General features: G+C 73.2%; 14 protein-coding genes. 9 read left to right on the forward strand and 5 right to left on the reverse strand.

The window, feature by feature from the left end:
• Nucleotides 1-291: 291 nt before the first annotated feature.
• The 3 genes from MOV08_RS35840 to MOV08_RS35850 form a co-directional block, all read right to left on the reverse strand.
• Nucleotides 292-798 carry a DinB family protein gene (locus tag MOV08_RS35840; protein ID WP_039638454.1) on the reverse strand — a complete coding sequence of 169 codons (507 nt, stop codon included), beginning with the start codon at nucleotides 796-798 and terminating at the stop codon, nucleotides 292-294.
• Between the two features lie 280 nt (nucleotides 799-1,078).
• Nucleotides 1,079-1,270: a hypothetical protein gene (locus MOV08_RS35845; protein ID WP_039638455.1), complete on the reverse strand. Its 192-nt coding sequence runs from the start codon at nucleotides 1,268-1,270 to the stop codon at nucleotides 1,079-1,081.
• Between the two features lie 99 nt (nucleotides 1,271-1,369).
• The gene (locus MOV08_RS35850; protein ID WP_275310384.1) at nucleotides 1,370-3,793 is read right to left on the reverse strand and encodes a SpoIIE family protein phosphatase; all 2,424 of its coding nucleotides are present in this window, start codon (nucleotides 3,791-3,793) and stop codon (nucleotides 1,370-1,372) included.
• A 292-nt stretch (nucleotides 3,794-4,085) separates the two neighbouring features.
• On the opposite strand from MOV08_RS35850, the gene MOV08_RS35855 reads away from it, so the two are divergent.
• The gene (locus MOV08_RS35855) at nucleotides 4,086-4,820 is read left to right on the forward strand and encodes a VOC family protein (protein WP_239010212.1); all 735 of its coding nucleotides are present in this window, start codon (nucleotides 4,086-4,088) and stop codon (nucleotides 4,818-4,820) included.
• A gap of 18 nt (nucleotides 4,821-4,838) precedes the next feature.
• Here the strand turns inward: MOV08_RS35855 and MOV08_RS35860 are convergent, their stop codons facing one another.
• Entirely contained in the window at nucleotides 4,839-7,640 is a 2,802-nt protein-coding gene (locus MOV08_RS35860; protein WP_275310385.1) for a hypothetical protein, read from the reverse strand.
• 105 nt (nucleotides 7,641-7,745) lie between these two features.
• Here MOV08_RS35860 and MOV08_RS35865 point away from each other — a divergent pair, with 105 nt between their 5' ends.
• The 4 genes from MOV08_RS35865 (at nucleotide 7,746) to MOV08_RS35880 (ending at nucleotide 11,372) form a co-directional block, all read left to right on the forward strand.
• On the forward strand, nucleotides 7,746-7,913 hold the full coding sequence (locus MOV08_RS35865) for a hypothetical protein (protein WP_275310386.1): 168 nt from the start codon (nucleotides 7,746-7,748) through the stop codon (nucleotides 7,911-7,913).
• A gap of 191 nt (nucleotides 7,914-8,104) precedes the next feature.
• On the forward strand, nucleotides 8,105-9,133 hold the full coding sequence (gene tdh, locus MOV08_RS35870; protein ID WP_039638458.1) for an L-threonine 3-dehydrogenase: 1,029 nt from the start codon (nucleotides 8,105-8,107) through the stop codon (nucleotides 9,131-9,133).
• Between the two features lie 85 nt (nucleotides 9,134-9,218).
• Entirely contained in the window at nucleotides 9,219-10,412 is a 1,194-nt protein-coding gene (locus MOV08_RS35875) for a glycine C-acetyltransferase (RefSeq protein ID WP_235092654.1), read from the forward strand.
• Between the two features lie 51 nt (nucleotides 10,413-10,463).
• Nucleotides 10,464-11,372 carry a LysR family transcriptional regulator gene (locus tag MOV08_RS35880; RefSeq protein ID WP_039638460.1) on the forward strand — a complete coding sequence of 303 codons (909 nt, stop codon included), beginning with the start codon at nucleotides 10,464-10,466 and terminating at the stop codon, nucleotides 11,370-11,372.
• A 42-nt stretch (nucleotides 11,373-11,414) separates the two neighbouring features.
• Here the strand turns inward: MOV08_RS35880 and MOV08_RS35885 are convergent, their stop codons facing one another.
• The gene (locus tag MOV08_RS35885) at nucleotides 11,415-12,455 is read right to left on the reverse strand and encodes a PHP domain-containing protein (protein WP_039642297.1); all 1,041 of its coding nucleotides are present in this window, start codon (nucleotides 12,453-12,455) and stop codon (nucleotides 11,415-11,417) included.
• Between the two features lie 676 nt (nucleotides 12,456-13,131).
• Between MOV08_RS35885 and MOV08_RS35890 the strand changes: the two genes are divergently transcribed.
• The 4 genes from MOV08_RS35890 to MOV08_RS35905 all read left to right on the forward strand — a co-directional run bounded on the left by MOV08_RS35890 (nucleotide 13,132) and on the right by MOV08_RS35905 (nucleotide 19,572).
• The gene (locus tag MOV08_RS35890) at nucleotides 13,132-13,347 is read left to right on the forward strand and encodes a type A2 lanthipeptide (RefSeq protein ID WP_275310387.1); all 216 of its coding nucleotides are present in this window, start codon (nucleotides 13,132-13,134) and stop codon (nucleotides 13,345-13,347) included.
• Nucleotides 13,348-13,578: 231 nt separating this feature from the next.
• On the forward strand, nucleotides 13,579-14,385 hold the full coding sequence (locus tag MOV08_RS35895; protein WP_275310388.1) for an HlyD family efflux transporter periplasmic adaptor subunit: 807 nt from the start codon (nucleotides 13,579-13,581) through the stop codon (nucleotides 14,383-14,385).
• Nucleotides 14,382-16,661 carry an NHLP family bacteriocin export ABC transporter peptidase/permease/ATPase subunit gene (locus MOV08_RS35900; RefSeq protein WP_039638463.1) on the forward strand — a complete coding sequence of 760 codons (2,280 nt, stop codon included), beginning with the start codon at nucleotides 14,382-14,384 and terminating at the stop codon, nucleotides 16,659-16,661. Before MOV08_RS35895 ends, MOV08_RS35900 begins: the two co-directional genes overlap by 4 nt.
• 1 nt (nucleotide 16,662) lies before the next feature.
• Nucleotides 16,663-19,572 carry an NHLP bacteriocin export ABC transporter permease/ATPase subunit gene (locus MOV08_RS35905; RefSeq protein WP_420834240.1) on the forward strand — a complete coding sequence of 970 codons (2,910 nt, stop codon included), beginning with the start codon at nucleotides 16,663-16,665 and terminating at the stop codon, nucleotides 19,570-19,572.
• The last annotated feature ends 63 nt before the right edge of the window (nucleotides 19,573-19,635 follow it).

Here is a 19,635-nt window from a genome sequence, read left to right on the forward strand (position 1 = left end):
CATTCCGCGCCGGCCCGCCGTTCACGGGTTGCCTCGGGCCGGGACTTTTGCGTCAGGTTCGGGGGAAGTCTGCCTGGTCGGGAGCGCCCCCGAAGTTCGGTATGATCATGAACGAACTCCGGTCCTGCGGACGGGAGTCGCGCGTCCGTGGTCCAAGGAAAGACGCCCACCAACCGGTGGGAAATGCAGGTGCAAGGCCGGCCGGGCGCTCCGCGCACCCTCACAAGGTCCCTTTCCCGTACGGGGAAGGGACCTTGTGCGTGCTGTCGGTGAGCGGTCTGCGCCGTGGGATCAGGGACCGACGGTGCCGTCCACGCCCTCGCGCAGGAAGTCGGCATGGCCGTTGTGCCGGGCGTACTCGTGGATCATGTGCAGCATGATCAGGCGGAGCGAGACGTGCTCGCCCCAGCGGGGCTGGTAGGCGGTGAGGTCCAGGGACCCGGCGGCCTCCTCGATGCGCCGGGAGTGCGCCACCTCCGTCTGCCAGGTGGCGAAGGCCGACGCGCCGGTGGACCCGGAGTCGTCGAACGCGGCCTGGTAGTCGCCCTCTTCGGACCAGACCAGCGGAATGTCCTCACCGTTGACCACCCGGCGGAACCAGGTGCGCTCCACCTCGGCCATGTGCCGCACCAGGCCGAGCAGGGAGAGCGTCGACGGCGGCATGGAGCGCCGCCGCAGCTGTTCGTCGGTCAGCCCCTCGACCTTCATGGCCAGGGTGGCCCGGTGGAAGTCCAGGTAGGCGCGGAGCATCTCGCGCTCACCGGCCTGCGAGGGCGGATCGATCCGTTCAATTGTCATGTACGGAGAGGGTAGCGGCGGGCCGCACCGCATGCCGCGGCCCGGGGGCCGTCGCCTCCGGGCCGTACGGACGGGGCGCGGCGTCACCGCCGCACCGCCATCCCTGGGGCCTGTCGTCAAACTCCCGCCTGCCTCGCGACGCCTGGCACGCACGCTCTCCGCGTTGTCGGGCTCATCCCGGTACGCCCGGTACCGGGACGACCCTCCGCCTTGAGATCGCACGCACCAGACGCCGCGAGGCCCGCCCTCCGGGCGAACGACGGGAGTTTGACGACAGGCCCTAGGGCAGATACCGCTCGATGGCGGCTCGGCCCTTCTCCTCGATCAGGCGCTGTGCCCACTCCAGGCTCTGCGGGGTGGGTTCGCGCCCGGATGCCCTGACCAGGTCCTCCGCGTCGAAGGGCCGCTCGCTACCCGTGTACAGCTCCACCGGCCGTCGCTCGGCCGGAGTCTTACTGCCATTGGTCGTCACAGGTCCTCCTTTGTCCGCGCCCGCCGAGTGCCGGGACCTCGCTGGTTCCATCATGGGACGGGCGCCGGCGACCCGCACGGCGTACACCGGGCCGCCCGCTCAGCCCACCGGCCGCGGGGCCCCGGGGTAGTGCGGCGGGAACGCCTGCTCCGTCCAGATCGTCTTGCCGAACGGCGTGTACCGCGTCCCCCAGCGCTGCACCAGCTGCGCGACGATGAACAGCCCCCGGCCGCCCTCGTCGTCGCTGGCCGCGTACCGCAGGTGCGGCGAGGTGTGGCCGGTGTCGGAGACCTCCGTCACCAGCGCCAGATCCCGCAGCAGCCGCAGGTGCACCGGTCCCGAGGCGTGCCGGACGGCATTGGTGACCAGCTCGCTGACCGCCAGCTCGGTCGCGTACGACAGCTCCGCGAGGCCCCACTCGGCCAGCTGCCGGGTGGCCAGTTCGCGGGCGGTGCTCACCGCGGCCGGCTCCGCGGGCAGCTCCCAGGCGGCCACCTGCCGGGCGTCCAGTTCCCGGGTCCGCACCAGCAGCAGCGCCGCGTCGTCCGGCGCCGCCCCACTCGGCAGCAGTTGCGCGACCGCGCGGTCGCACAGTTCCTCCAGCGGCCGGTGGTTCTCCCGCAGCACCTCGCCGAGGAGCGCCAGGCCGCTGTCGACGTCGCGGTCCCGACCGCGCAGCAGCCCGTCGGTGAACAGCGCCAGCAGGCTGCCCGCCGGCAGCTCGGTCTCCCACGACTCGAACGGCAGGCCGCCCAGCCCCAGCGGGGGACCGGCCGGCAGGTCCGGGAACGACACCTCGCCGCCGGGGGCGACCAGCACCGGCGGCGGATGCCCGGCCCGGGCCGTCGTGCAGTGCCGTGACACCGGGTCGTAGACCGCGTACAGGCAGGTCACCCCGGTGGCCACGTCGTCCGGGGCGGGTTCGACGACGGCTCCCGCCGCGCGCTCCTCCGGGGTCTGCCCCACCAGGTCGTCGAGCCGGCTCAGCAGTTCGTCGGGCGCCAGGTCCATCCGGGCCAGCGCCCGTACGGTCGTCCGCAGCCGGCCCATGGTGGCCGCGGCCTGGAGGCCGTGCCCGACCACGTCCCCGACCACCAGGCCGACCCGGGTGCCGGACAGCCCGATCACGTCGAACCAGTCGCCGCCCACCCCGGCCCGGTCGTCGCTGGGCAGATAGCGGTAGGCCATGTCCACAGCGGACTGCGGGGGCAGGCGCTGGGGCAGCAGATTGCGCTGGAGGGTGAGCGCCGCGGCGTGCTCGCGGGCGAACCGGCGGGCGTTGTCGATCGAGACCGCGGCCCGGATGACCAGCTCGTCGGCCAGGTCGATCTCGCCGCCGTCGAAGACCGACGAACTGTCCCCGCGGTCGAAGGTCACCAGCCCCATGAGGGTGCCGCCGGCCCGCAGCGGCACCACGATCGCCCGCTCCGTGCGGATCAGACCGCCCGACGACAGGCTCCGGTACGGGAGCGTGCCCCGCTGGTAGACGACCGGGTACGGCGGGAGCGGCGGCCGGTCCGGCGGGTCGTCCCGGGAGCGGGCGGCGACCCGGACCAGCTCGGGCATCCCGCCCTCGCCAGGTTCCGGGTCCCCGCCCTCCAGCACCGACCGCAGCAGGTCGACGGTGACCGTGGCCGCGAAGTCCGGTACCGCGACCGCCGTCACCTCCCGGGCGGTGCCGACCATGTCCAGCGTGGTGCCGATCCGCCGGCCGGCCTCCACCAGGAGGTTCAGCCGGCGCTGCGCCTGATAGCGGTCGGTGATGTCGAAGGAGTCCTCGCACACGCCCAGCACCCGCCCGTCCGGGTCCTGGAGCCGGTAGTAGGAGCAGGACCAGACGTGTTTGGTGCCCGGGTCGGTGGGCTGCTCGCCGACGAAGTGCAGGTCGAGGAAGGGCTCACCGGTGGCCAGCACATGGCCCATCACCGTGTGCAGGGTGCGCGGGTAGCCCTCCGTGACGAACTCGCCCGGATACAGTTCGTCGGCCCGTTTGCCGATCAACTGCCGCAGCGGCAGCCCGATCTCCCGTCCGTACGAGCTGTTGAACCACGTCAGGCGCAGCGCTTCGTCGTAGATGGCCAGTCCCACCGGTGACTGCGTCGCCAGCCCGTGCAGCATCGCCTGGCGCGACTCCCAGGACCGCAGGTCGTCCAGTGCGGTCGCCACCATCACCCGGGCCGGTCCCCGGGGTGCCGCCGGCAGGGTGTCGGCCAGCGGACACATCGTGATCGCCACCGCCAGACGGTGGCCGTCGGCGTGCCGTGCGGTCCGGGTCTCGATGTTGACCATCTCCGCGGGCGACGGCTGCGCGGTTCCCGCCGCGGCTGCCGCGTCCGCGGCGTCCGGCAGGAACGTGCCGATCGGCCGGCCGATGATCTCCTCCGGGGCGTACCCCAACAGCTTCCGGGCCGCCGCACTCCACCCGATCACCAGCCCCCGGGCGTCCAGAACCGCTGTGGCCGCCCTGGTGACGTCGAGGGGACCACGGAAGTCGGCGCTCGTCGCCGCGTTCCATGCGTTCATGGCATCAACCCAGCCCGGTTCAGTACCTCCAGCATCGAGCCCGGCCCCCACCGGCACAACCGGCCCTGCCCCGAGCGGGCGACCGGCGGCGCCGGTGTCCCTTGGTGCGGGGTCGGGCGGTCGCTGGCACAGTGGGTGGGGGCGCCGAGGGCCCGGCCGCGACCCATGCCGACCCGCGCGGGCTGATCCACGCTCACCCGTCGGACAGGCCCGAGCATGCAGGAGGCAGATGTCCATGCCGTCCCCACGTCCGGCCGCTCCGGCACGCGGCGCGCCCTGCTGGGTGAGCCTGATGACCAGCGACCTGCCCTCCGCGCACCGCTTCTACGGTTCCGTGCTGGGCTGGCGGTTCCGGTCGGCCAGTCTCGGCGAGGAGTTCTCGGTCGCCCTGCTCGACGGGGAGCCGGTCGCCGGGATCGGCGCGCTGGCACCGAGCTTCCAGGTGCCGGTGGCCTGGACCGCGTACTTCGCGGTGGCCGACGGCGACGACACCGCGGCCCGGATCCGCGAGCGCGGCGCCACGGTCGCCGTCGGGCCGCTCAAGCTCGGCCCGGGGCGGGCCGCCCTCGCCGCGGACCGGGACGGCGCCACCTTCGGCTTCTGGGAGGGGCAGACGCTGGCCTGGTCGGTGGGGACCGGCCACGCCCCGGCGATGCTGGAGCTGCGGACCAGGGACGCGTTCGCCGCGGCCATCTTCTACGCCGAGGTCTTCGACTGGGCGTCGGAGAAGCCGGGCGGCTGCCAGGTGACGTACGAGCACGACCAGGTGATCGTGCACGACGGGACGCACGTGGTGGCGGCGCTGCGCGGCGGCGCCGTGGAGGCGGCCCCGGACCCGCGGGTGCGGCCGCAGTGGCACGTGCACTTCCGGGTGCCGGACGTCGCGGCGGTGACCGAGGCCGCGGTGGACGCCGGCGGGACCATCACGCCGGTGACCGCGACGTGGGACGGGAACGGGAGCCAGGCGATGGTGCGCGACCCCGACGGCGGGTTGTTCACCGTGACGGGGCCGGGGTCGCCGCCCTGACGCCCGTCACGGGAGCGGTCATCGACCCTTTTCCGGCGTCAGCGCCGGACACCACGACGACTGGGTGCGGCCGCCGAGCCGGCCGCAGTAGCCGACTTGGGTGGGCTTGCCGACGCCGTCGATGTGCTGCACCGACAGCAGCTTGTCCAGCGGGACCTGACGGTCCACCTCGCCGCCGAAGCCGATGATCCCGCTCTCCCCGTCGAGCGCCTCGTCCCCGTGCACCCCGCTGATCGCGTGCCACACCGCGGGCGGCGTCAGCGGCATCCCCGCGGCGTCCTCGCGCAGTTGCCTGACCGCGTCGACGTACAGCTTCACCGCGTCGAAGCCGAGCGCGGCGTGTCCGTCGAGGGACGAGTTGGGGACCTTGGCGCACTCCTCGGGGAAGAGCCGGGACATCTCCGCGTACAGCCCGCTTGCGTCGTCGCAGCGCGCCGAACCGAGGGTGAAGTCCAGGAAGTCGTAGGGGATTCCGGGGTACTGCGCACGGCGGACCGGGTCGGCGGCCAGCCGCGCCACGTCGTCGCCGCCGAAGACGGCCGGCGGGGCGGAGTTGCAGGACTCGTTGATCCCGCCGAGGAAGGTCTCGAAGTCCTCGGCGCGGCCGGCGTAGAAGACCAGCCCCGGGTAGGAGCAGCTGCGCTGGCCGACCGAGCCGGCACCGGGCGCGTCCGAGGACGGCTCGCCGCCCGGGGGCGGCGGGGGGCTGAAGGCGGTCCGCTCGACCGCGAAGCCGCGGGCCCGGAACTGCTTGGCGACGTCGTCGCCGAGGGTCGTGCTGTAGGTGTCGGTGGGGTCGGCGGAGGCGATCACCCGGACCTGGCGGGTGGGCCTGGTCCGGGCGCCGACGAGGTGTTCGGCGTAGGCGGCGGCGACCTCCGCCTCCCGGCTGTTCTGCGGCGACACCTGGAAGTACATCGGCGACTGTCGGACCAGGGAGTCCGCGGAGAGGGTGGTGGCGACCATCGGCAGCCCCGCCTCGGTCAGCTTGCGGATCGTCCGGTTGGTGGCCTCACGGCTCTGGTCGAGGCCGGTGACGCCGACGATGGAGGGGTCCTTGCCCTGCAACTCCTCCAGGATCTGGACGACTTGGGTGCCGAAGCGCATACCGGACCCGGCGTTGGCGGGGAAGATCCGCAGGATCGGCTCGGTGCTGCCGGTGGTGCGCAGCTGCCGGGACTGGGCGCCGGCCGCCCCCTGGAGCGCCTCCCGGCCGTAGGCGAGCTGGGCGGTGGACTTGCCGGTGCTGCTGAGCAGCGCGGAGAGGTGGACGAGGGTCACGAACGGGCGCTCCGGGGACGCCTGGTGGATCTGGTCGGCGCGGGCGTTCTGGTCGGCGATGGTGCGCAGGGTCTTGTTCAGCTCGGCGTCGGGGGAGTGGAAGGTGAAGCCGTGCCGGGAGACCCCGATGCACTCGCCGGTCTCCACGGTGCGCAGGGTGTCGGCGTCGTCCTGGAAGCGGCTCAGCCCGCAGTGCGCCCGGCGGTAGGCGCTCTCTTCGCCCCAGAGCAGCCCGCCGGCCCCCAGCAGCGCCGCGGTCACGCAGCACACGGCCGCGACGGAGACCGCCCGGCGCGCCCACAGCGGCGGTTCGGGCAGGCGCAACCTGGCGTCCTGAGCCACTTCTTGACGTCGCGTCAGCTCATATCGGGCCTTGGCCACCGGGTCGTCGGAGGGCGGCATCAGCGGGGGCACGGTGACCGGAAGGTACCAGGGTGCGCGGTTGCGGGCCCGGCCGGTGTGCAGGAAGGTGTCCCGCCAGCCGCCGTAGAGCCGGTCGGAGAGCTCCCACAGGGAGCTGTGGCCCCAGTCGGCGCGGGTCCCGGTGCCCTCGGCGGGTGGCCGGGCGCCGCAGGCGACGACCAGCAGCGGATCGAAGGCGCCGGTCTCGTTGCGGACGTCGATGACGGTGCGCAGCAGCGGATGGCCGCAGTTGTCGGCGTCCACGCCGTCCAGCAGGGCGACGCAGTACGCGGTGCGGCGGGAGGAGCGCGGGCGCCACGGGCGGCGGCGGAAGGCGGTCCGCAGGTCCTCCAGGAAGGCGTTGACCATCAGCTTGCGCAGCTGCTCGGGGTCCTCGACCTGGTTGTGCGGCACGGTCAGCCGTTCCGCGAAGCCGAGGAAGGTGCCCGGGTCGCGCGGGGCGAGGTAGGGCTGGTTGAGCAGCCAGCGGTACTCCCGGCCCAGCCCGCGGCGGACCCGGAACCACGCCAGCGGGAAGAGGTGCAGCGCGAACAGCCAGACCCACCACGGCACATGGCCGTCCACCGCCAGTTCGGTCTCCGGCGCCCGCAGCAGGCCGAACACCCGGCGGCGCCGGAACTCCCGCTCCCGCAGCCGCTGGAGGAGGCTGTGGTCGGTGCCCTCGACATCGCCCGCGCCGTCCGGATCGCCGCTTGCGCCGGTCTGCACCAGCCAGTTGACCAGGCCGAACCGTCGGAAGCGGACCCGGCCGTCGGCGCCGTTGACGCTGCGCGCGAAGCCCTGCGCCAGCCGCTCCAGCGTGCGGCGCACCGCCTCCACCGACTCGGGGTCGGCCGGCGACGGCTCGGCGCCCAGATCGTGCAGGCAGTGCGGGACCCGGCGGGGGTCGGCGTGACCGAGGAAGTAGCTGATGCCGCGGGCGAGTTGGGCGTGGTCGTCGCCGGCGACCAGGCAGATCACCGGGAGCCCCTCGCGGCCCTGGGCGACACCGCGGTGCCGCACCGGTTCCGGACACTCCCTGCGGCGCGGCCGACGGACGAGGTCGGCGATCAGCCGCAGCAGGTGGCCGGCTCCGTGGAAGACGGGTATCTGGGAATCCGGTGCGTTCGGCGCCATGGTGCCCCTGAGGCTGGTTCCGAATAAGGCCGGCATTGTGCCACCGCCGCGCGGCCGGAAGCTACGGTTCTGCCCCCGGTGTCCGAACGGGGTGGAGGCGCCCCCATGACCGCGCGCGTCCCGCTGCCGACAGACTGTGGCACCGGCACCGGCACCGTCGACGCCCGGGGACCGCACGTCCGCTGTCCGGGGCGGCCGGACGCGCAGGCCCGGATGGTCCTGGAGACCGCGGGGACCTTCCCGGAGAGGCTCGTGGCGCGGCCGTGCCGGTGAGCCGCCACGCGAGTGATGTGAAGGCTGCGCACTCCTGTGACGGATGGGCCGTAAAGGTGATCTGAGGGCGCGATTAAGAAAACCTCGATGGACCCGGAGGCCGTCGTACGGAAGATTTCTGGCCGAGATCGGCGGGCCGCACCGGGTCCCCGTGATGTCACAGCACTCATTCACGTACGGGAGCCGATGCGGTGAAGGCACTGGTCAAGCAGAAGGCGGAACCGGGACTCTGGCTGACGGACGTGCCGGAGCCGACGATCGGCCCCGGCGATGTGCTGATCAAGGTGCTGCGCACCGGCATCTGCGGCACCGACCTGCACATCCGGGCTTGGGACGGCTGGGCGCAGCAGGCCGTTCGGACCCCGCTGACCGTCGGCCACGAGTTCGTCGGGGAGGTCGTCGAGACCGGTCGGGACGTGGCCGACATCAAGCCCGGCGACCTGGTCAGCGGCGAGGGCCACCTGGTCTGCGGCAGCTGCCGCAACTGCCAGGCCGGCCGCCGCCACCTGTGCCGCGCCACCGTCGGCCTGGGCGTCGGTCGGGACGGCGCCTTCGCCGAGTACGTCGCGTTGCCCGCCACCAACGTGTGGGTGCACCGGGTCCCGGTCGACCTCGACATCGCCGCGGTCTTCGACCCGTTCGGCAACGCCGTGCACACCGCGCTCTCCTTCCCGCTGGTCGGCGAGGACGTCCTGATCACCGGCGCCGGACCGATCGGCATCATGGCGGCGGCGGTCGCCCGGCACGCCGGCGCCCGCCATGTGATGATCACCGACGTCAGCGAGCAGCGCCTGGAACTGGCCCGCAAGGTCGGCGTCAGCCTCGCCCTCAACGTCGCTCACACCTCGATCGAGGCCGGCCAGCGCGAACTGGGCCTGCGCGAGGGCTTCGACGTCGGCCTGGAGATGTCCGGCCGCCCCGAGGCCATGCGCGACATGATCGGCAACATGACGCACGGCGGCCGGATCGCCGTGCTGGGCCTGGCCGCCGAGGAGTTCCCGGTCGACTGGTCCCGGATCGTCACCTCCATGATCACGATCAAGGGCATCTACGGCCGGGAGATGTTCGAGACCTGGTACGCGATGTCGGTGCTGCTGGAAGGCGGCCTCGACCTCGCCCCCGTGATCACCGGCCGCTACCCCTACCAGGAGTTCGAGACCGCCTTCGCCGACGCGGCCAGCGGCCAGAGCGGCAAGGTCATCCTCGACTGGAGCGCCTGAGCCCGGCCACCCCCGATGACGGCGCCGCCAGCCGGCCGGCCCTCCCGTCGCCCGACCTCGACCCCGCCTAAGGAGACACCACCCCATGTTCGACGCCGTACGCGACGATCTGCGCACCGCCCTCGACGAGATCCGCGCCGCCGGACTGCACAAGCCCGAGCGGGTCATCGGCACCCCGCAGTCCGCCACCGTCGCGGTCACCGCCGGAGGCCGTCCCGGCGAGGTCCTCAACTTCTGCGCCAACAACTACCTGGGCCTGGCCGACCACCCCGAGGTCATCGCTGCCGCCCACGGGGCCCTGGACCGCTGGGGCTACGGCCTGGCCTCGGTCCGCTTCATCTGCGGCACCCAGGAGGTGCACAAGGAGCTGGAGCGGCGGATCTCCGGCTTCCTCGGCCAGGAGGACACCATCCTCTACTCCTCCTGCTTCGACGCCAACGGCGGTGTCTTCGAGACCCTGCTCGGCCCGGAGGACGCGGTCATCTCCGACGCCCTCAACCACGCCTCCATCATCGACGGCATCCGGCTCTCCAAGGCCCGCCGGCTCCGTTACGCCAACCGCGACATGGACGACCTGGAGCGGCAGTTGAAGGACGCCGAGGGCGCCCGGCGCACCCTCATCGTCACCGACGGCGTGTTCTCGATGGACGGCTACCTCGCGCCGCTGCGGGAGATCTGCGACCTGGCCGACCGCTACGGCGCGATGGTCATGGTCGACGACTCGCACGCGGTCGGCTTCGTCGGCCCCGGCGGTCGCGGCACCCCCGAGCTGTGCGGCGTGATGGACCGCGTCGACATCATCACCGGCACCCTCGGCAAGGCGCTGGGCGGCGCCTCCGGCGGCTATGTCGCGGCGCGCGCCGAGATCGTCGCCCTGCTCCGCCAGCGCTCCCGCCCCTACCTCTTCTCCAACTCGCTCGCGCCGGTGATCGCGGCCGCCTCGCTGAAGGTGCTCGATCTCCTGGAGTCCGCCGGTGACCTGCGCGAACGCCTCAACGCCAACACCGCGCTGTTCCGCTCCCGGATGACCGAGGAGGGCTTCGCGATCCTGCCCGGCGAGCACCCGATCGCGCCGGTGATGATCGGCGACGCGGCCGAGGCGGCTCGGATGGCCGAGCTGCTGCTGGAGCGCGGGGTGTACGTCATCGGCTTCTCGTACCCGGTGGTCCCCAAGGGGGAGGCCCGGATCCGCGTCCAGCTGTCCGCGGCCCACTCCACCGAGGACGTGCACCGCGCGGTGGACGCCTTCGTGGCCGCCCGCGCCGCCCTGGCGGGCTGACCGCGGGGTTCCGGGGCACAGAACCCCGCCGAACCCTGCGAAACTGGAACCATGATCGAAGCCCGTCGGCTGCACATCCTGCGTGCGCTGGCCGACCATCGCACGGTGACGGCGGCGGCCGCCGCGCTCTACCTCACGCCCTCGGCGGTCTCCCAGCAACTGGCCGCCCTGGAGCAGGAGACCGGCCACCGCCTCGTCGAGCGCGGCGCCCGCGGCGTCCGGCTGACCGCCGCGGGCGACATCCTGCTCGGTCACGCCAACGCCGTGCTGGCCCAGCTGGAGCGCGCCGAGGCGGAGCTGGCGGCGTACGACAAGGGGGAGGCCGGCACGGTGACCGTCGCGGCGTTCGCGACCGGCATCGCGCTGGTGCTCGCCCCGGCCCTGGCCGAACTCGCCGGTTCCGCACCCGGCATCCGGGTCCGGGTCCAGGACGCGGAGGGCGACGCCAGCCTGCTGATGGTGCTGGACCGGCAGGTCGACGTGGCGGTCGCCGTCGAGTACCGGGGCGCGCCGGACGCGGACGACCCCCGGCTGACCCGGGTCCCGCTCTACGCCGAGCCGTTCGACGCGGTGCTGCCGCCCGGGCATCCGCTGGCCGGGGCGGCGGCGGTGCCGCTGGCCGGGCTCGCCAAGGACCCCTGGATCGGGCCCTATTCCGGCAATCCCTGCCATGACGTGGTCGTGCTGGCCTGCGAGTACGCCGGGTTCCGGCCGCGCCTGACGCACTCCTCGGACGACTTCCGGGCGGTGGTGGCGCTGGCCTCGGCGGGCGTCGGGGTGGCCCTGGTGCCGCGCTCGGCGCTGCGCGGGATGGACCTCGGGGGTGTGGTGGTGCGACCGGTCGACGGCGCCCCGCCCACCCGCCGGGTCTTCGCCGCGGTCCGCCGCGGCGCGGAGGACCATCCGCTGTTCCGCCCGGTGTTGGCGGCGCTGCGCACGGCGGCGTCCGCGCAGGGCTGAGGCGAGTGGTCCCGGTCCGGGGCCCGGACCGGCTCCGGACGGTCAGCCGCCGGCCCCGTGCGGGGTGCGGCCGGTCCGCGTCCAGGTCGTCAGCTGGCGGGCCGTCCAGGTGGTGATGATCCGGTCGGCGGGGACGCCGCACTCCTCGGCGCGGGCGCAGCCGTAGATCTGCCAGTCCAGCTGGCCGGGCGCGTGCGCGTCGCTGTCGACGGCGAAGAGGGTGCCGGCGTCCAGGGCCTGCCGCAGCAGGCGGCGCGGCGGGTCGAAGCGGTCCGGGCGGCAGTTGATCTCCACCGCGGTGCGGTGCTCGGCGCAGGCCGCGAAGACCTCCGCGGCGTCGAACGCCGATTCCGGGCGGAGCCGGCCGGTGAGCTGTCGGCCGGTGCAGTGGCCGAGGACGTCCACCAGCGGATTGCCGACCGCGGCCAGCATCCGCCGGGTCATCGGCCGCCGGTCCATCCGCAGCGTGGAGTGGACCGAGGCGACCACGACGTCGAGCCGGCCCAGCAGCTCCGGTTCCTGGTCCAGCGAGCCGTCGTCGAGGATGTCGCACTCGATGCCGGTCAGCAGTCGGAACGGCGCCAGGCGCGCGTTGACCTCGGCGACCACGTCCAGCTGCCGCCGCAACCGCTCGGCGGTCAGCCCGTGGGCGACGGTGAGCCGGGGGGAGTGGTCGGTCAGCGCGCACCAGTCGTGGCCGAGGTCGCGGGCGGCCCTGGCCATCGCCTCGACGGGGCTGCCGCCGTCCGACCAGTCCGAGTGCAGATGGCAGTCGCCGCGCAGGGCCCGCCGCAGCGCCAGCCCCCGTTCCCCCTCGACCAGCGGGCCGCCGGCCTCCTCCGTCAGCCGCGTCAGATAGGCGGGCTGCTGCCCGGCCAGTGCCTCCTCGACGACCCGGGTCGTCTTGGGGCCGAGCCCCTTCAGACGCCCCAGCGTCCCGTTCCCGGCGCGCTCGCGCAGTTCCTCCGCGGCCAGTCCGTCGAGCACCGACGCCGCCGTGCGGAACGCCTGCACCCGGTACGTCACCGCCCCCTGCCGCTCCAGCAGGAACGCGATCCGCTCCAGCGCCGCCACGGGATCCACCTCCTCACCGTGCACCGGGCGGGGCGCGGCCGCCACCGCGGCCGGGCCGGCGAATGCCCCCTACCGCAGTTATGCGAATATGTCCGTTCTCTGGATGCTCGATCCGTTTCCATCGGAATGACGGGGCAATAGCCGTGATGATTCCGGTCATTAGTGCACGGGAAGTCAAGGGCAATCATGTTCGGTTAAAACCTGGGCAACATCCCGGCCGTACTGCGGAAACGCGAATCGGACTTCTCGGCGGGCCGGCGCGTCAGCCGGACGTTAAGTTCGGTGACCTCCAGGAAATCTGCACACCGAATGCGCAGCCGGCACACGCTTCCGGGTTTCGGGTCACGCGGCTGCCCTGGTGGGCGACGGTCTAGTTCCGGAATGCCCGATTCCGCGGGTGTCGCAACGACCCTTCGACGGGAAAGAAACCGGAGGAGATGTGAAGATGCTTCGATCAAGCCATGGACGCACGTACACGTCCGGTAATTTCGCGGCGCGGTCGCGTCCGGATCGCCACTCATCCGATTAGCAGGGAAACCCGCCCGCATGCTTTGATCCATCGCACCGCGGAAGTCGCCGGGGCTTCCCGATATCGGGGGCCGGACTGCCGTGGCCGCGGACGGGTCACCCACCGGACGGCCCGTTTCGCTTGTTTTTTCTTGATATTGATCCGAAGGGAAACATCATGAACAACGCCCAGGTGCAGACCCAGGAAATCTCCGACGCCGACCTGGACAACGTGTCCGGTGGCCTCGTCGGCGGCGTGCTGAGCACCGTCACCACCACCGTCGGCTCGATCGCCCCGGTCGGCAGCGTCCTCGCCACCACCACCGGCCTGGTCCAGCAGACCACCGGTCTCGACGCCAACGGCATCGTGGGCGGCGCGACCGCCGGTCTCTGATCCGAGCCGCCCCTGTGCCGCCGCGCGGCACGGTCGGCGACGAACGGTCGTGACGGCGGTCGGCGCCCCCTCCCTGCCGATCTGCCGTACCGAGTGCCCCGGACAACCCGGTTCCGGCCGGGTTGTCCGGGGCACCCGGCTGTTCGCCGCCGGGAAACCGCCACCGGATCTCCGGCGGCGGTAGACTCCCGCTACTCCCGTACCAGCCCCTGCAGTTGAGGGAAGAGTGTCGTGCAGTTCCGCCAACAGGCCCTTTCCAAGCTGCAATCGCCCGAGGAGCTCGACCTGCCGGTGCGCTTCGCCCGCCCCCAGGGCTGGCTGGTGCTGACCGTCACCGTCCTCGTCATGATCGCCGCGACCGTCTGGGCGGTCACCGGCACCGTCTCCGCCACCCTCACCGCCCCCGGCATCCTCACCCACGGCCGCGGCAGCTACGTCCTGCAGAGCCCGGTCGCCGGCCAGGTCACCGCGGTCCTCGCCGAGGAGGGCCAACCGGTCGCCGCCGGCGCCCCGTTGGCGCGAATACGGACCGTGCAGGGCACCACCACCGTCGTCCGCGCGCTCGCCGCCGGCCGGCTGACCAGCCTGGTCGCCACCATCGGCGCGGTCGTCACCACCGGCGCCGACCTCGCCGCCGTGGAGCGGACCAACGGCCCCCACGACCCCCTGACGGCCACCCTCTACGTCCCGGCCACGAGCGCCGCCACCCTCCCCGCCGGCGCCGCCGTGGACCTCACCGTCGCCTCCGCCCCCACCCAGCGGTTCGGCGTGCTGCGCGGCCACGTCGCGGCCATCGGCCGCACCGCCCAGAGCCGCCAGCGGATCTCCGCGTTCCTCGGCAGCAGCCAGCTCGGCGAGCAGTTCTCCCGCGCCGGCCAGCCGGTCGCGGTGCTGGTCCGGCTCGACACCGCGTCCACCGCCACCGGCTATGCCTGGTCCACCTCCGACGGCCCGCCGTTCGCCCTGGACTCGATGACCCAGGCCACCGCCGCCGTCCACCTGGCCGCGCAGCACCCGATCGATTGGCTGCTCTCGTGACCGCACCCGACGCCGCCGCGGCACCCCCGCAGCACCTCCCGCCCGCCGGCCGCGGACGGCACCGCCCCGAGGGCGCGCCGCCCACCCGCCGCCGCAGACCGCCGGCCGCCGCCCCCAAGGCGAAGAAGTCCGTGCGCACCCCCACCGTGCTCCAGATGGAAGCGGTGGAGTGCGGCGCCGCCTCCCTGGCGATGGTGCTCGCCCACTACGGACGCCACGTGCCGCTGGAGGAACTGCGGATCGCCTGCGGCGTCTCCCGCGACGGCTCCCGGGCCAGCAACCTCCTCAAGGCCGCCCGCAGTTACGGCCTGTCGGCCAAGGGCATGCAGATGGAGCCGGCCGCCCTCGCCGAGGTCCAGGCACCGGCCATCCTCTTCTGGGAGTTCAACCACTACGTCGTCTACGACGGCATGGGCCGCCGCCTCGGCCGCCGGGGCGTCCACATCAACGACCCCGACAAGGGTCGCCGCTTCGTGCCGACGGAGGACTTCGACACCAGCTTCACCGGCGTCGCCCTGGTCTTCGAGCCCACCGAGGCGTTCCGCAAGGGCGGCCGCCGGCCCAGCGTGCGGAGCGCCCTGCCGGCCCGGCTGCGCGGCACCGCCGGCACCCTGCTGGCGGCGCTGCTCGCCAGCCTGCTGCTGGTCGGCGTCGGCGCCGCGCTGCCCGCGCTCAGCCGCACCTACATCGACATGTTCCTGATCGGCAACCAGACCTCGCTGCTGGGGCCGCTGTTCGCCGCGATGAGCGCGATGGTGGTGCTCACCGCCGTCCTGACCGGCCTCCAGCAGGCCAACCTGCTCCGCGGCCGGATCATCTCCTCCACCCTCAGCAGCGCCCGCTTCCTGCGCCATCTGCTGCGGCTGCCGGTCACCTTCTTCTCCCAGCGCTCGCCCGCCGACCTCGTCCAGCGCCTGCAGTCCAACGACGCGGTCGCCGAGACCCTCGCCCGCGACCTGGCCGCGGCCGCCGTCGACGGCGTGGTGGTCGTCCTCTACGCGGTGCTGCTGTGGACCTACGACCCCCAGCTCACCGTCATCGGTGTGCTGATCGCGCTGCTCAACGTCGTCGCCATGCGGATCGTGGTCCGGCTGCGCGCCACCCACACCCAGAAGCTGCGCGCCGACACCGCCCGCCTGACCAACACCTCCTACACCGGCCTCCAACTCATCGAGACCATGAAGGCCACCGGCGGCGAGAACGGCTACTTCCGTCGCTGGGCCGGCCAGCACGCCACCACGCTGGAGGAGCAGCAGCGGCTCGGCGTCCCCAGTGCCTGGCTGGCGGTCGTCGCCCCCACCCTCGCCACCCTCAACAGCGCACTGATCCTGTGGATCGGCGGCCTGCGCGCCGTCGAGGGCCACATCTCCATCGGTCTGCTGGTCGCCTTCCAGGCCCTGGTGACCCGCTTCACCGCACCGATCACCCGGCTCAACGGCGTCGCCGGCCGCATACAGGACTTCGCCGCCGACGTGGCCCGCCTCAAGGACGTCGAGAGCTTCCCCGCCGACGCCCACTACTCCCGCCCGGACGCGGACGCCGGCACCCGCCGCCTCAAGGGCCACATCACCCTCGACGGCGTCACCTTCGGCTACAGCCCGCTCGACGCCCCGCTGCTGACCGGCTTCTCCCTGGCCGTCGGCCCCGGCCGCCAGGTCGCCCTGGTCGGCGGCTCGGGCAGCGGCAAGTCCACCGTCTCCCGGCTGATCTCCGGCCTCTACACCCCCTGGGAGGGCACGATCCGGATCGACGGACAGCGCCTCGCGGACATCCCGCGCAGCGCGCTGGCCGCCTCGGTCTCCTTCGTCGACCAGGACGTCTTCCTCTTCGAGGGCACCGTCCGGGACAACGTCGCGCTGTGGGACCCCTCCATCCCGGACGACGCGGTGATCGCCGCCCTCCAGGACGCCGCCCTCTACGACGACGTCATCGCCCGCCGCCCCGACGGCATCCACAGCCGCGTCGAACAGGACGGCCGCAACTTCTCCGGCGGCCAGCGGCAGCGCCTGGAGATCGCCCGGGCGCTGGTCCGGCGCCCCAGCATCCTCGTCCTCGACGAGGTCACCAGCGCGCTGGACGCCGGGACCGAGGCGGTCATCATGGACAACCTGCGGCGCCGCGGCTGCGCCTGCGTCATCATCGCCCACCGGCTGAGCACCGTCCGCGACAGCGACGAGATCGTGGTGCTCGACCACGGCACGGTCGTCGAACGCGGCCGGCACGAGGAGCTGGTCGCCGCCGGGGGCGCCTACGCCGAGCTGGTCAAGGAGCACTGACGTGGCATCCGTACACCCGTCCCCGGACGCGGGATCCGCCACGCAGCCGGCCGCACCGGCCGCGGATCCGCACGGCGTCGACGCGGTCACGCACGCCCTGGGCGGCCTCGGCACCCCCGTCGACTGCGCCGGGCTGCGCGACGTCCCGCTCGAAGGCCCGCACGTGCTGTGGCTGGTCACCGGCGGCACCCTCGACCTGTTCGCGGTGGACGCCGGTCAGGAAGGCCACTGGCACTTCCTCGGCCGCCTCGAAGCCGGCACCCTGCTGCTCGGTCCCGTCCAAGGCCCCCAGCACACCCTCGTCGGCCGCCCCTCCCAGCACTGCGGACTGCGCCGGATCGCCCTGCGCGAACTGCCCCGCGCCGACCACGGCGGCCACGGCGACCAGGGCGGGTACGGTCACGAGGGCACCTTCGGACCCGACGACACCTACGGCGGGCAGTCGGCCACCCCCCTGGAGCACGCCTTCGCGCTCGGCACCGCGCGCGGTCTGGGCGTGCTGTTCGAAGCGCCGTTGGACGGCCGGCCCAGCGACGAAGCGGTCGCCGACGACGACGTCCTGTGGATGCCGGTGCCGTCCGGCAGCGTCCAGTACGGCGCCTCCTACAGCGCCGAGGCCGCCGCCGACTTGCTCGTCGACGCGGCGCTGTGGCAGCGGATGGTCAACCAGCAGTACCGGCTGCTGTCCGCCGTCGACCGCTGGATCGAGCAGCTGGAGCGCGCCCACGAGGACCGCGCGGCGGCCGGCATCAAAGCCGGCGAGGCCGTCCGGGAACGCGCCGACCAGGCACTGCTGGCGTCCATCGGCAAGGACCGCTCCGGACGCGCCGCCGCGGGCCGCGACCGGGCCGGCGACGACCTGACCTTCGCGGTCTGCCGGAAGGTCGCCGGCGCCGCCGGCATCGTGCTCACCGAACCGCCCAAGGGCGCCGCCGCCGGCGACCGGATCAGCCCCGTCGAACGGATCGCCCTCGCCTCCCGGATCCGCACCCGCGCGGTCCGCCTCGACGGCCGCTGGTGGCGCACCGACGCCGGGCCCCTGGTGGGCCACCGCGCCAAGTCCGGTGCCCCGGTGGCGCTGTTGTGGCGGCGCGGCCGGTACGAGGCGGTCAACCCCGCCTCCGGGCTGCGGATCCGGATCGGCAAGGACACCGCCGACGAGTTCGAGCCGCACGCGGTGATGTTCTACCGGCCGCTGCCCGAACGCCGGCTCACGCTGTGGCGGCTGATGCGCTTCAGCCTCCGTGGGAACCGCGCCGACCTGCGCAACCTCGCCCTGAGCGGACTGGTGACGGTCGCCCTCGGCGCCCTCGTCCCGCTCGCCACCGGCAAGGTCCTCGGCGTCTACGTACCGGCCGCCGCCCGCGGCCCGATCGTCCAGGTCGCGCTCGCCGTCATCATCGCCGGCGTGGTCGCGGCGGCCTTCACCCTGCTGCAGAACCTCACCGTGCTGCGCATCGAGGGCCGGATCGAGAGCGTCCTCCAGCCGGCCGTCTGGGACCGGCTGCTGCGCCTGCCGACGAAGTTCTTCGCCGGCCGCTCCACCGGTGAACTGGCCAGTGCCGCCATGGGCATCAGCGCCATCCGCCAGGTGCTGGCCGGTGTCGGGCCGGTGGCCGTGCAGGCCGCCACGGTCGGCGCGGTCAACCTCGTGATGCTGCTCCTCTACAGCGTGCCGCTGGCGCTCGCCGCGCTCGCCGTGCTGTTCGTCATCGGCGCGGTGTTCCTCGTCCTGGGCCTGTGGGAACTGCGCTGGCAGCGCCGGCTGATCACGCTCGGCAACAAGCTCAACAACCGGGCGTTCCAGACCCTGCGAGGGCTGCCCAAACTGCGGGTCGCGGCGGCGGAGTCCTTCGCCTACGCGGCCTGGGCCCGGGAGTTCGCCCGCTCCCGGGAGCTCCAGCAGAAGGCCGGCCGGATCAAGAACCTCACCACCGTCCTCAACGCCGTCTACCTCCCGCTCTGTTCCCTCGCGCTGTTCGTGCTGCTGGCCGGCCCGGCCCGCGGCACCCTGTCCGCCGGCGCCTTCCTGACCTTCAACACCTCGGTGACCATGCTGCTCACCTCGGTCACCCAGATCACCGGCGCGCTCGTCTCGGCCGCCGCGGCGCTGCCGATGTTCGAGCAGATCAGGCCGGTGCTGGACGAGGCGCCCGAGGTCCGCGGCGGCAGCTCCCAACCCGGTGTGCTCTCCGGCGCCATCGAGGCCCGCAAACTCTCCTTCCGCTACAGCGAGGACGGTCCGCTCGTCCTCGACGACGTCTCCCTCCAGGTGCGGCCCGGCGAGTTCGTGGCGATCGTGGGCCCGAGCGGCTGCGGCAAGTCGACCCTGCTGCGCCTGCTCATCGGCTTCGACCGGCCGTCCGGGGGCAGCGTCCTGTACGACGGCCAGGACCTCGGCGCGCTCGACCAGGCGGCCGTCCGCCGGCAGTGCGGGGTGGTCCTGCAGAACGCCCAGCCGCTCACCGGCTCGATCCTCGACTGCATCTGCGGCGCCGAGGCGTTCACCCAGGAAGAGGTCTGGGCGGCGGCCGAAATGGCCGGGTTGGCCGAGGACGTCAAGCGGATGCCGATGGGGCTGCACACCATGATCTCCGGCGGTGGCGCCATCTCCGGCGGCCAGCGGCAGCGGCTGATGATCGCCCAGGCGCTGGTCCGCCGCCCGCGCATCCTCTTCTTCGACGAGGCCACCAGCGCCCTGGACAACGAGACCCAGCGGATCGTCATCGACAGCACCCGCGCGCTCAGCGCCAGTCGCGTGGTCATCGCGCACCGCCTGTCCACCGTGCTCGACGCCGACCGGGTCCTGGTCATGGCCGACGGCCGGATCGTCGAGCAGGGCGCCCCCGCCGCACTCCTCGCCGACACCGGCGGCCGGCTGCACGACCTGGTACGCCGTCAGATGGCCTGACCGCGCCCCGGCCGCCGGCCGCCGGCCGCCGGACCGGCCATTCCCGGAATCCCTGCGATCCGC

Origin of the sequence: Streptomyces yunnanensis, from assembly GCF_029011865.1 — a bacterium.
GTDB classification, from domain to species: Bacteria; Actinomycetota; Actinomycetes; order Streptomycetales; family Streptomycetaceae; genus Streptomyces; species Streptomyces yunnanensis.